This window comes from Fluviicoccus keumensis (assembly GCF_004217445.1).
In the GTDB taxonomy this organism is placed as follows: domain Bacteria; phylum Pseudomonadota; class Gammaproteobacteria; order Pseudomonadales; family Moraxellaceae; genus Fluviicoccus; species Fluviicoccus keumensis.
In genome coordinates this window covers 531,830-545,083 of the sequence record NZ_SHKX01000010.1, presented here as the reverse complement: position 1 = coordinate 545,083, position 13,254 = coordinate 531,830, and the positions used below count along the sequence as shown (strand labels likewise).

Here is a 13,254-nt window from a genome sequence, read left to right as displayed (position 1 = left end):
CGCATTTCAGAAAAAACAGGAATGGAATGGTGAAGGTAAATGGGTAATGCCAATGAGGGCGGTGTGCGGGCCGGCCGTAGCGCGCAGATAGAAGAAGGCGACATACTGGCTATCAAGCGATTCGCCTCGTTCAGCGAGGAGGACGCGGCGGCGCTGAAAGCGCTGTTGCCGATCGTGACGCGCCATATAGACCAGGTCGTGGACATGGTGGTTGCCCGGATCAAGCTGCAACCCGGCCTGCTGGATGCGGTTTGCCGCTCGGAAGGAGGAGCGGAGCAGATCCGGGAATACCAGAAGCAATGCGTCCTGCAATGTTTCCAGGGCGACTATGGCCCCGCCTATTTCAACGACCGTCTCCGCTGCGGAGAGGTCCATCATCGCCTGGGCATGCCGCCATATTGGTATGTGGCCTGTTTCGGGGCTTATGTCGAGGCGGTCACGCCGCTGATCCTGGCGCATTACCCGTTCAACTGGCGTCAGCGCGAGCGGGCGTTGCAGGCGTTCAACCGTATTGCCTCCATTGACCTGCAACTGGCGGTGCGCTCCTTCCAGCGCACCGGCCTGGAGGAAAAATTCGCCGATTACCAGGGGCAGATCGAAGCGATCAGCATGTCGCAGGCGGTCATCGAATTCAACCTTGACGGCATCATCCTCACCGCCAACGCCAATGCCCTCGGCATGTTCGGCTACAGCCTCGATGAAATTTGCGGTCGCCACCATCGCGCGCTGGTGGATTCCGAATATTCGGGCAGCACGGATTACCGGATTTTCTGGGAACGGCTCAACCGCGGTGAATTCGATGCCGGTGAGTACCGGCTGACCGCCAAAGGCGGCAAGGATGTCTGGAGCCAGGCGACTTACAACCCGATCCTCGACAGTCACGGCAAGCCGTTCAAGGTCGTGATGTATGCCAACGACATCACCAGCCAGAAAACCCAGAACACCGTCTACCAGTCGCGGGTGAAGAGCTACAGCGCCTTCATCGACGAAGTGGCGCACGGCAACCTGCGGCAACGGGTCAACGCGGTCGGTACGGATGAGCTCAGTCTCATCGGCGGCAACCTCAACGCCATGACCGAGAGCCTGGCGCGGATGGCCGGGGAGGTCGGCGAGGCCAGCAATGAAATCTTCAGCACCCTGTCGCAGTTGCAGGTGGCGGTCGAGGCGCAGTCCAACGGCGCATCCGAACAGGCGGCGGCGGTCAACGAGACCACCGTGACGCTGGAGGAAATCATGGCCACCTCGGTGCAGACCCTCAGCAAGGCGCAGCATCTGGGCGAATCAGCCGAACGCACGCGCCGGGAGGGCGAGCAGGGCCTGCTGACGGTCAAGGAAACCGTGCGCGGCATGGAGGCGATCCGGGCGCGGGTGGAGAACATCGCACATACCATCCTGGCGTTATCGGAGCAGACCCAGCAGATCGGGGAAATCACGGCCGTGGTCACCAATCTGGCGCAGCAGTCGAAAATGCTGGCGTTCAATGCCTCGATCGAGGCCGCCAAGGCCGGGGATGCCGGTCGCGGTTTTGCCGTGGTGGCGGCCGAGGTCAAGGATCTGGCCGAGCAGTCGCAGCAGTCCACCGCGCAGGTTCAGAAGATTCTGCAGGACATCCGCCGTGCCACCGATCGGGCGGTGATGGCCACCGAGGAAGGCAGCAAGGGCGTGGATGCCGGGGTGTTGCTCGTCCAGAAGAGCGGCGAGGTCATGAAGCAGCTGAGCGAGGTGATTCACGAAACCGCCCTAGGCAGCCAGCAGATCGTGGCGGCGGTGCGCCAGGAGGTAACCGGTATCAAGCAGGTGACAACGGCCATGAGCGAGATCAACAAGGTGACCACCCAGTTCGTGGCGGGCACCCATGAGGTCAAGCGGGCCTCCACCCGGCTGGGTGATGTGGCGGGCAAGCTTCGGGACAGTGTCAGCGTTTACAAGATCTAGCGGCGGAAGATCCCGGCATTGGTGGATGGCATGGCGGCAGGAGCTGGCAAATGGCGGAAGCGCTGAACCCGGAGTTCATGAAGCAACTGGTGCTGATGTTCCAGGCCGAGCTGGATGAGCACATGCAGGTCATGACGGGCGAGCTGTTGCGGCTGGAAAGCCTGCCGCCCGGTAACGACCGCGATGACTGCCTGAATACCCTGTTCCGCAGCGCCCACAACATCAAAGGCGCGGCCCGGGGTGTGGATGCGCGGGATATTGAACGCATCGCGCACGGCCTCGAATCCCTGTTGGCCGCCGTCAGGACAATGGCGTACGGGTCGGGTGCGCGGGTGGTGGATCTGTGCCTGTCGGCTCTGGACGGCATGAAGTTGTCCGTGGAGTCGCTGGAGGATCCGGACAGTCCCGCTGTCAATGTCAGCGGGTTACTGCAACGGCTGGAACATTGGCAAGAGGAGGAAAGCCCGGTCGTCGCGCCGGACCCGTCCGCATCGCGGATCGTGACGGAGCCGCCCGTTGCGGCCCCGGCCGACGGTTCCCGCGAGCCGGCGCTGACCCGGATCGCCTTGCATCGTTTGGAGACGGTGACGGCCCTGGTCGAGGAGCTGATGGCTTCCCGTATTGAAATGGAAGACCAATTGCAGGAATTGCAAGCGCAGCAGGGCCTCTATTCTCCCGCCGGGCGATTGGTCAAGGGTTTGCGCGGCTGCGGTAACCGGATCGGGTTGATGGCCGGCAAGTTGCAGGACCAGATCCGGCTGATGCGCATGATGCCGGTGTCCACCCTGCTGTTGCCGCTGGCCCGATCGGTTCGGGATATCGCCCAGGAGTTGGGAAAAAAAGTCGACTACGAAGTGATTGGCGATGATCTCGAGGTTGATCGGCCGGTGCTGGAGGGCATCAAGGATCCGTTGGTGCACTTGCTGCGTAACGCCATAGACCACGGCATCGAGCCGCCCGACGAGCGTCTGGCCAAGGGCAAGCCCGCCACCGGTCATATCACGGTGACCGTCAAGGCGTCCGGCTCGCGCATACAGGTGATCGTGCGGGATGACGGGCGCGGCATCAGTCCCGGCCGGATTGTCGAGGCGGCGCTGCGCAAGCGCCTGCTGACGCAGGAAGAAGCCCAAGGGTTGACGCCCGAAGAGGCCATGGATTTGATCTTCCGCCCCGGATTTTCCAGCCATGAGATCATCACGCATGTGTCAGGCCGGGGGGTCGGGCTGGATGTGGTCCTGTCCGTCATCCGGAAAATGAAAGGGGATGTCCTGGTTGACTCGGTGGAGGGTAAAGGGGCGGTTTTCACCCTGGACCTGCCCCTGACATTGTCGGTGGAGCGGGGGCTGGTCGTCCGCTCGGGCGGCGGTCTGTATGTGATTCCCAGCACCGCGATCGTGCGGGTTCTGGAATTGTCCTCGGCGGACCTGGTCGAGATTGGCGGCGGTCAGGCCATCAACTTTCAGGGCCGGGCCATTCCGGTATGCGAGCTGGCTTTGGTGCTGGAGCTGGCGGCAACCGCCGTCGCGGACAAGCCGGACAAATGGCTGATCGTTGTCGTGGAAAAGGGGTGGCAGCGCGTCGCATTTCTGGTGGAAGACATTCTCGGGGAGCGCGAGATTGTGATCAAGCGCCTGCGGCCGCCACTTCTGGCGGTGCGTAATGTGATTGGCGGCACCCTGTTGGGCAGCGGGCGGATATTGATGGTGCTGAATCCGGCGGATCTGGTGCTGTCGGCGGTGCGCGGAGGAGCCCGGCGCACCGTCGGCCTGAACGGGCATGCTGAAAAAACCGTACCGCATGTGCTGGTGGTTGACGACTCGATCACCACGCGCTCCCTGGAAAAAAGCCTGCTGGAGAGTCAGGGGTATCGCGTCACTACCGCCACGGATGGGAGCCTGGCGTGGGAGGCCCTGCAGTCAGCCGCGTTCGATCTGGTCGTCACCGATGTCGAGATGCCGGTCATGGATGGTTTTGAACTGGTCCGCCGCATCAAGTCGGATGAACGTTTTTCACGAATTCCGGTCGTCATGGTGACCTCGCTGGCCGGGGAAGCGGATCGATGGCGGGGAGTTGCCGTGGGGGCGGATGCCTATGTGGTCAAGAGCCGTTTTGAAAGTGAAGCCCTGTTGAAAGTCATTAACCACCTGATTTGAACGAACGTTACAACGGCTAGGAGCGGAAGCAGATGATAAGAATTCTGATTGCAGAGGATTCCCGGGTTGTCAGCGTATTGCTGAAGACCATTTTCGAGCAGGAGCCGGACATGCAGGTCGTTGGACAGGCCATGAACGGTGAAGAAGCGGTCCGGATGGCCCGTGAGCTGAAGCCTGATATTGTCACCATGGACATCCGCATGCCGGTCATGGACGGATTCGAGGCCACGCACCATATCATGCGGGAAACACCGCTGCCGATCGTGGTGATCAGCATCAGCATCAATGACGAGGAAATGAACACCACCTTCCGGGCGTTGGAGGAAGGGGCTCTGGCGGTCATCGAGAAGCCGGTCGGCATTTCTCACCCGGACTTCGAGGACAACCGTCGCGATCTGGTCAACACCGTTCGCGCCATGTCGGAAATCCGTGTCGTCCGGCGTCGTCCTGACACGGACGGCCACTCGCCGTCGTTCCGGTCAGGACTGGCGGGCCGTCGCCCGGAAGTGATTGCGATCGGCTGCTCCACCGGCGGTCCGCAGGCCTTGCTGGCCGTGCTGAAGGGGTTGCGCGCCGATTTTCCGGTTCCGATCGTGGTCACCCAACACATGACGAAGGGATTTGTGGGCGGGCTGATCGCCTGGCTGCAAAAGCATACCCCGCTGACGCTCCGTCTGGCCGGCGACCGGCAACTGCTGGAGGCCGGCGCGGTCTATTTTGCGCCGGATGAGCACCACCTGCTGGTCGAGCGCGGCGCGGACGGCTGGCTTTACACCCGGTTGGACCAGGGCGCCCCGACGAATGCCCTGCGCCCCTCGGTCACCCGTCTGTTTCATTCTGTCGCCCACGCGGCTCATGGAGCCGCCGTCGGTGTTCTGCTGACGGGGATGGGGGAAGACGGCGCCGAAGGCTTGCTGGCGATGCGCAAGGCCGGATGCCACACCATCGTTCAGGATAACGCCAGTTCGGTCGTCTACGGGATGCCGGGGGCTGCCCTGGCGATAGAGGCGGTCGATGAGGTTGTCGGGCTTGGCAAAATGGCGGCCTACCTTACGGACGCGGTTTTGCGGCCGATACCGGTGTAAGGCGTTTCAGGGTTGACGGCGGCGTGAGGAACGCCGCCCCTGCAAAGAAGCGGACAAAACAAAACCCCCACGCCAGGAATGGATGGAGGTGGGCAAGGCTGCCGGTCACAAAATCAGTTCCAAGCAGGCCTTTGGGGGAAGCCGTATAAAACGCATCTGCTTCCGTACAGCCCTAGCCCAATATCGAGAAGGAGAACTCTTCCTTGTCCGACATAAACAGCATACGAATTATTAAAATACGAATCAATCGAACCGTATCACTCAATTGTACAATCTTGTTGAAATGTGATCTGTTTCTCAATACGGCTAATTTGTATACTCACTATACACGTTAACGCCTGATGCATCCTGTGAAGTAATTCACAGATGTGTTATCGGCCAAATAATGTACAAAAATAACATGCCGGCGCCATGCGCAAACGTTTCTGCCTGCGTGGGTCGTCCGCAAAAACCGGGTGGCGCCGATGAGCGAGCCTAGCGATCAATCCGGCGATACCGGATCTGCCGAGTTCTTCTCCATTCAGGATGTGGAGCGTGAAACCGGCATCACCAAAGAGCTGTTGCGGATGTGGGAGCGGCGATATGGATTTCCCGCCCCGTCGCGGAACAGCAAGGGTGATCGTGTGTATCCGCGCGATCAGGTCGCCAAGCTCCGACTGATGCGGCGGTTGGTGAATAACGGCTATCGTCCCGCCAAGCTGTCGGCATTGGAGCCTTCCGCGCTGGAAGCCCTGTGTGTGGTGGGCGGGGCGGGTTCTCGCCACGTTCGTGTGGATGAACTGGCGAGCGGATTACTGGCGGCCCTGCGACCGGACTCCGCCGTGGTGCTGGAAAACTATCTTGCTGAGCTGTTATCACAGCGCGGTCTGTATTCCTTCATCATGGATTTCATGTCTTTCGCCAATGTCATTGTCGGCGATGCCTGGATGAAGGGGGAAATCACCATCGCTCAGGAGCATCGTTATTCCGATGCGGTCATCCGGTTGGTTGGTCAGAGTCTGAAGACGGTGCAATCCGGTGTTCACAAACCGCGGATCCTGCTGGCCACCCTGCCCGAAGAGCAACATACCCTGGGTTTGCTGATGGTCGAGGCCTTGCTGCGCCTGGATGGCATGGACGTGCTCAATCTGGGGGCCGAGGTTCCGGTCCAGAGTCTGGTCGATGCGGTCTCCCGGTGTGATGCGGACGTGGTGGCGTTGTCCTTCAGCGCCTCGTTTCCGGGGAGTAAAGCGGTACAACAGCTGGAAAACCTGCGTTTCCGGCTACCGCGGGAGGTTGATATCTGGGTTGGCGGGGAAGGGATTGTCTCAACGCGGCGGTCGGTGGAGAACGTCGATGTCATCAAGGAACTGGATGGTATCCGGCTGCACACGGTGCGCTGGCGGCAGGGACGCAGTCGGCCATAACAGTGCGGCCCGGGTCCGGAGGGGAAACCCTGCGGACACGGGCCGTACGGATGGCGCTCAGATCTTCTTGCTGTAGACCTGCGAATTCCGCTGATAGTTGTACATGTTCTTGCGTTCCTTGGGCAGGTCGTCCACCGAGGCGGGCTCGAAGCCTTGCTCGATGAACCACAGACCGGTGCGCGTCGTCAGCACAAACAGCTTCTTCAGGCCCTTGTTGCGGGCGCGGGCTTCCAGATAGTCCAGCAGCTCGGAACCGCGATCGGAATTGCGGTAGCTGGGATGCACCGCCACACAGGCGATTTCCCCGGCCGGATCCGTTCCGGCATCCACCTGCAGCGGGTACAGCGCCGCGCAGCCGACAATCATGCCGTCGCGCTCGATCACGCAGAACTGGCTGATTTCCGTTTCCAGGCGCTCGCGCGAGCGGCGCACCAGGATGCCTTCCTCTTCCAGCGGCCGCATCAGCTCCAGCATGCCCGCCACATCTTCAATTTCGGCGGTGCGGATTTCTTCGTACGGGTCCTGGGTAATCAGCGTGCCGGAGCCGTCGCGGGTGAACAGTTCCTGCAGCAGCGCGCCGTCGCGGGCGTAAGAAATCATGTGCACGCGGCGCACGCCGCCGCGACAGGCTTCGCGGGCCGCGTTCATGTAGCGCAGGATTTCGGTGTCGAAGGTCTTGCCGCGCAGGTACTGGTCCACTTCGTTGGGAATCAGCTCGCGCAGCAGCCGGTCGTCGGTATCGGCAATGCCTTCCTTCTCGCCCAGCAGAATCAGCTTGTCGGCCTTCAGCGCCATCGCCGTGCGTACCGCCACGTCTTCCGCGCGCAGGTTGAACACTTCGCCGGTGGTGGAGTAGCCGGTGGGGCCGAGGATGACGATGTGGCGGTTGACCAGGTTCTTGTTGATGGCCTCGGTGTCGATCGAGCGCACTTCGCCGGTCAGCTGGTAATCGACGCCGTCGCGGATGCCGTAGGGCTTGGCGGTGACGAAGTTGCCGGAGACGGCGTCGATGCGCGCGCCGTACATCGGCGAGTTCGCCAGGCCCATGCTCAGCAGCGCCTCGATTTCCAGACGGATGGAGCCGACGGCGTCCATCACGCAACGCAGCGATTCGCGCGTGGTGACGCGGATGCCTTGATGGAAAGGCGTGGTCAGGCCGTATTCCACCAGGTTCTCGTCAATTTGCGGGCGAGCGCCGTGCACCAGCACCAGGCTGATGCCCAGGCTGTGCAGCAGGGCGATGTCATGGATGATGTTGCGGAAGTTGTCGTGATTGACCGCCTCGCCGCCAAACATCAGTACAAAGGTCTTGCCCCGGTGGGCATTGATATACGGAGCCGAATTCCGGAACCAGTGCACATACTGTTCCGTCATCGCGTCCGGAGAGAGAAATTCGTCGGTCACGCTGGGTTTCCTGGATCAAAGGGCCGCATGGCCCTGTACGCAGTAATGATGTATCAATTGCTTAAGCCACAACAAGAGCGGGGAGATATTTTTGATCTCCAGGTATTCGTCGGGCTGATGGGCGGTCTCGATGCTGCCGGCGCCAAGAATGACCGTGTCCATGCCCAGTTGGCGGAAATACGGGGCCTCGGTGCCAAACGCGACTGACCCGGCCTCACTCTGGGTCAGCTTTTCGACCATCTGCACCAGCGGCGAGTCCGCCGGCGTTTCGGCGGCGGGGGTGCCTTCAAAAATCGGTTCGTACAGCAGCGTCACGCCGAATTGCTCCGGAATGTCGCGGATACGGTCGCGGATGCGGCGGCGCAGGTCGTCGGTATCCATGCCCGGCAGCGGCCGCAGGTCGAACTGCATTTCACACTGGCCGCAGATGCGGTTGGGATTGTCGCCGCCGTGGATGCAGCCCAGGTTCAGGGTGGGGGAGGGGATGCCAAAGGCCGGGTTGCGGTACTGCGCCGCCAGTTCGCGACGGAATTCCATCAGCCGCGCCATGACCACGGTCATGGCGTCCAGCGCATTGTTGCCCAGCGAGGGATCGCTGGAGTGCCCGGAATGCCCGGTAATGCGCACCCGCTCCATCATCACGCCCTTGTGCAGGCGGATCGGTTTCAGGCTGGTCGGCTCGCCGATCACCGCAAAGCGGCCGTGCGGCCGTCCGGCTTCCACCAGCGCTTTCGCGCCGGCCATCGACGATTCTTCATCGCAGGTGGCGACGATGATTAGCGGCGCTTTCAGCGGTGTCTTGCTGTAGGCGCGTGCGGCGTTGATGGCGGCGGGAAAGAAGCCTTTCATGTCGGCGATGCCCAGCCCGTAAAGTTTTCCCTGGCGTTCGGTGACGGTAAAAGGATCGCTTTTCCAAAGCTGACGGTCATAGGGGACCGTATCGGTGTGGCCGGCCAGCACCAGTCCGCCCGCGCCCTGGCCCAGCGTGGCCACCACATTGGCCTTTCCCGGCGCTATGGGCATGATTTCACAGGAAAAACCGGCATCCTCCAGCCATTCGGCCAGCAGGGAGACCACCGGCAGATTGCCCTGGTCCAGCGCTGCGTCGGTGCAGGAAACGCTGGGCTGGGCCACCAGTTGGCTCAGTTGCTGGAAAAAAGTTTTATCCATGGTTGGCAGATGTCGGTAAAGGTCTGATGGCAAAGGATACGCAAGCCCTTGAGAGGATGCAAAATATCCCCGTTGTCAACGTTCGTTTTTCGTTGAAATGCGTACTTCGTCGCAAAATTTCCGCCGTCCGTCCATACCGTCAATTTTATGCCAAGCAGGTCACAAAAAATCCTGATAGTATTTTTTCCAAGTGGACTCAAGCGCTCGCTATACCGACCGTGGATACATAGCAAACCAAGGATAAGGAGACTAATCGTAAAACTTAACATTTCCTGAACATGACCTCGGTTAGCCTACGTGTAGAGACAGGCAAAAGCGGTAAGTCGCCCGGTCCCGAACTTAACTGGTTACAGAGGTTTCTATGCGTCTAGGTATTGCTCTGGTGGAACTGATGCTTGGCGGCGTGCTGTTGGTTGGCATGCAGGCACAAGCCGCTCCGTCTGCGGATCCCGTCAAGGTCAGCCTGCAGGCGTTCAAGGTGACCGTGGTGAACGGCGCGGAATCACTGGCGGAGAGCAAAACGGCCAAGCCGGGTGAAACACTGGAGTACCGCGCGACCTACACCAATGTCAGCAAGAAGAACATTTCCAATCTGGCGGCGACCCTGCCGGTGCCCAAGGGCATGGAGTATGTGGCGCAGTCTGTCAAGCCGGCTTCCGCGGAGGCCTCGGTGGATGGCAAGGCTTTCGGAGCCTTGCCGTTAATGCGCAAGAAGGCCGGCGGCGTGGGTGAAGAGCCTGTGCCGGTCACGGAATACCGGGCTTTGCGCTGGAAGGCGGTTGAGTTGCCGCCGGGCAAATCCTACGAAGTCTCAGCCCGCATGCGGGTCAGCGCCTCGAATTAACTGTTTTTCACGGATGGGTTTGGGCTGGTTGCGAAGGGAGATCGCAAATAACCGGTCTTTTGGCATGTTCGCGACGCGGGTGAAAACCTGCTCCGGGCCTGCCGGTAATGTCAAAAAGAACATCCAAGCAAACTCTTTGGGGGAGTTTCATGATGAATAGCCATTTCATGAGAGGGGGGACGGCCTTGACGCCGCCACCCTGGCATCCTAGGCCGGCGTACTGCGCCGGCATCCCTGACGGCCTGACCGGTCCCATGCGACAGACCGGGTAAGCGCCATCCATCAGAGCCTGTCGGCTCAATTATCAAGAATTGCTGATGTGGCCCAAAGCCGCATCACAGTGGGGTTTTGTCTGCGTTTTGCGGGCAAGGCCTGTTACAGGGGCAGGACGCCCACTGTTTTCTGGCACAGGGAAACTGTGGGCGATGCCGGTTCCTGTCGGGCTGGCACAGTTAACGAAATAATCCAAGCAAACTCTTTGGGGGAGTTATCCTATGAGCAACACTACTACTCGCCGGGCCGGGCCTACGCGGTCACCCTGGCGCTTCAATCAACTGGCGCTGTCTGTCGCCATGGTGCTGGGCGGCGTCGCTGCCCTGCCGGGAACGGCTTTTGCGGCCGCGCCCAACGCCGGCCAGTCAATCAGCAACATCGCAACCGCGTCGTACAACGACGGTTCCGGTACGCCCCGCAGCGCCACCTCCAACCCGGTCAGCACGACGGTGCTGCAAGTGGCCAGCTTCACGCTGGACGCCACGCAGTCCAAGTATGTGACCTTGGGCGGCCAGGTCGTCTATCCGCATACCCTGACCAACACCGGTAACGGCACCGATACCTTCCTGCTGAATGCAACGAACCAGGCGGGCGACAACTTCAACCTGGGTACGCTGGCGATCTATGCCGATGCGGACGGCAACGGCGTCGCGGATAATGCGACCAACCTCGCCGGCACCACGGTCAGCTTGCCCCGTAATGGCGTGTTCACCTTCGTGGTGGTGGGTTATGCCCCGGCCAGCGGCCTGCTGGACGGCAACACGGCCGTCGTTCACGTGACCGCCGATTCGCAGGTTTTCAACGCTGTTCCGGCAGACGATCCCGCGGTTCAAACCAATGTGGATACGGCGATCGTGACGGCTGATGCGGTCATCAACGTGACCAAGTCCGCCAACGTGACCCAGGGCCCCACCGGCACCCAGATCACCTACACCCTGACCTATACCAACGTCGGCAGCAACACCGCCACCGGCGTGACCCTGACGGACGCCATTCCGGCGGGCGCCACCTACGTGGGCGGTACCGGTCTGTGGAACGGCGCGGGCCAGACCGATGGCGTTGACGGCGACGTCTTCTCCATCACCGGCTCCACCGTGACCGCCAGCGTCGGCTCCGTGGCTCCCAACGTCACCGGCCAGATCAAGTTCACCGTGCAGGTGGATGCGACCACTCCGCCGAGCATCCTGACCAACACCGCCAAGTGGACCTATGATCCGGACGGCGCCGGCGTGAAGACGCCGATCGGCCCCGCCGATACCAACGATGTCCAGTTCCAGGTCCTGCAGACCCGTAACGTCGGCGCCAACGACAGCTCCACCATCAACACCGATACCGGTGTGAATGACATCGTTGAGCACGGCGCTGTCAATCAGGGCTCCACCTTCACCTTCGCCAACGAAATCTGGAACCAGGGCAACGGTACCGATTCGTTCAATATCGACTACTCCAACCTGAACTTCCCGGCCGGCACCTCCATCCGCCTGCTGAAGTCGGACGGCGTGAACCAGCTGGTCGATACCAACGGCGACTTCATCGTCGATACCGGTCCGGTGGCTGCCGGCGCCCGTTACACCGTTTACCTGGAAGTGACCCTGCCGGGCACCGCCAGCGGTAACAACGGCGGCCTGGGCTACGACATCCTGGTGACCGCGACTTCGACCGCAAGCGGCACGATCGTGACCGCAGGCGATCAGGACGATACCGTCACCGATCACCTCGATGCGATCACCGGCAGCACGGTTGACTTGAGCAACGGTCCCGGCCTGGGCGTGGGCACCGGCGTCGTCAACGAAACCAACGGCGGCGCGGCGTTCACCACCAAGACCGTGAATCCGGGCAGCTCGGCGACCTTCCGTCTGGACGTGAACAACACCTCCCCGACGGCGGACAGCTACAACTTCCTGGCGGACAAGGACGGCACCTTCGGCGCGACCGACGACCTGCCTTCCGGCTGGACTGTGGCCTACTATGCTGACGGCGGCGCAGGCAACTGCTCCACCTTGGGCGCGTCTTCCTCCAACACCGGCACCCTGAACGCGGGCGCTTCGGCCACCTATTGCGCCGTGGTTTCCGTTCCTGCCGGCAATGCCCCGGTGACCTCGCAGGCGATCTGGTTCAAGACCACCTCGCCGACCACCCTGGCCACCGACCGCAAGCTGGACGCCGTAACCGTGAACACGGTTCGCAGCCTGCAAATCACCTCCAACAACAGCAACACGGTTTATCCGGGTGGTACGGTGGATTATGTCCACATCATCACCAACAACGGTAACGTGACTGAAGGCGATGCCGTGGGTGAAGTGGTGCTGTCCGCCGCCAACTCGACCGGTGCTCCGAATCCCTGGGCTACCCAGCTGTTCTATGACGCCAACAACAACGGCGTGCTGGATGTCAGTGAAGCCGCGACACCGATCACCGACCTCAGCACCTTTGTTTCCGGCGCTTCCGCCGGTCTGGATGCCGGTGAGTCGATCCGCATCTTCGCCCGTGTGCTGTCCAACGCCAGCGCCAACCCGGGTGATACCGATGTGGCGACGGTGACCCTGACCACCACCGGCACGGTGAACTCCGTGGCGGCTCCGGCAGCGGTCTTCAACACCGACACCACCAGCGTCATCGGCGGTCAGGTGCGTCTGACCAAGACCCAGGCCCTGGATGCCAACTGCGACGGTACGGAAGACGGCGGCGGCTTTGTGCTGACCACCCTGTCGGCCAAGCCGGGCGCTTGCATCATCTACCGCATCAGCGTGCAGAACCAGGGCGTGTCCCCGGCGACCGGCGTGGTGGTCAGTGACGCCACCCCGTCCTTCACGTCCCTGAGCGTGGCCGGCGGCCGTCCGAGCGTCAGCGGTGCGGGTAATACCATTACTACCCCGGCAGCTCCCGCCAACGGCTACACCGGTAACGTGCAGGCGACGATCCCCACCCTGAACGGCGGTGCTTCCGAAACCGTCGAAATCGGTGTGAAGATCGACAACTAAGCC

At 61.5% G+C, this 13,254-nt stretch carries 8 protein-coding genes; 6 read left to right on the top strand and 2 right to left on the bottom strand.

Annotation, left to right across the window (positions count from 1 at the left end):
- The first annotated feature begins 39 nt into the window (after positions 1 to 39).
- The 4 genes from EV700_RS03490 to EV700_RS03475 all read left to right on the top strand — a co-directional run bounded on the left by EV700_RS03490 (position 40) and on the right by EV700_RS03475 (position 6,579).
- Complete coding sequence (locus EV700_RS03490) at positions 40 to 1,935, top strand: methyl-accepting chemotaxis protein (RefSeq protein ID WP_130410953.1); 1,896 nt, start codon at positions 40 to 42, stop codon at positions 1,933 to 1,935.
- 50 nt (positions 1,936 to 1,985) lie between these two features.
- Positions 1,986 to 4,088, top strand: a complete 2,103-nt coding sequence (locus EV700_RS03485) for a hybrid sensor histidine kinase/response regulator (RefSeq protein WP_130410952.1) — start codon at positions 1,986 to 1,988, stop codon at positions 4,086 to 4,088.
- 32 nt (positions 4,089 to 4,120) lie between these two features.
- Positions 4,121 to 5,173 carry a chemotaxis-specific protein-glutamate methyltransferase CheB gene (gene cheB / locus EV700_RS03480; RefSeq protein ID WP_130410951.1) on the top strand — a complete coding sequence of 351 codons (1,053 nt, stop codon included), beginning with the start codon at positions 4,121 to 4,123 and terminating at the stop codon, positions 5,171 to 5,173.
- Between the two features lie 464 nt (positions 5,174 to 5,637).
- Positions 5,638 to 6,579, top strand: a complete 942-nt coding sequence (locus tag EV700_RS03475; RefSeq protein WP_130410950.1) for a MerR family transcriptional regulator — start codon at positions 5,638 to 5,640, stop codon at positions 6,577 to 6,579.
- 57 nt (positions 6,580 to 6,636) lie between these two features.
- Here EV700_RS03475 and argA read toward each other — a convergent pair whose 3' ends face one another.
- Both argA and argE read right to left on the bottom strand, forming a co-directional pair.
- Positions 6,637 to 7,953, bottom strand: a complete 1,317-nt coding sequence (argA, locus tag EV700_RS03470; protein ID WP_130411500.1) for an amino-acid N-acetyltransferase — start codon at positions 7,951 to 7,953, stop codon at positions 6,637 to 6,639.
- A gap of 45 nt (positions 7,954 to 7,998) precedes the next feature.
- Positions 7,999 to 9,153: an acetylornithine deacetylase gene (gene argE / locus EV700_RS03465; RefSeq protein ID WP_130410949.1), complete on the bottom strand. Its 1,155-nt coding sequence runs from the start codon at positions 9,151 to 9,153 to the stop codon at positions 7,999 to 8,001.
- Between the two features lie 361 nt (positions 9,154 to 9,514).
- Here argE and EV700_RS03460 point away from each other — a divergent pair, with 361 nt between their 5' ends.
- Together EV700_RS03460 and EV700_RS03455 are read left to right on the top strand one after the other, a co-directional pair.
- A complete protein-coding gene (locus EV700_RS03460; protein WP_130410948.1) occupies positions 9,515 to 9,997 on the top strand; it encodes a DUF11 domain-containing protein in 483 nt (160 codons plus the stop codon).
- A gap of 494 nt (positions 9,998 to 10,491) precedes the next feature.
- Positions 10,492 to 13,251, top strand: coding sequence for a beta strand repeat-containing protein (locus tag EV700_RS03455; protein ID WP_130410947.1), 2,760 nt, complete (start codon positions 10,492 to 10,494; stop codon positions 13,249 to 13,251).
- Positions 13,252 to 13,254 lie beyond the last annotated feature (3 nt).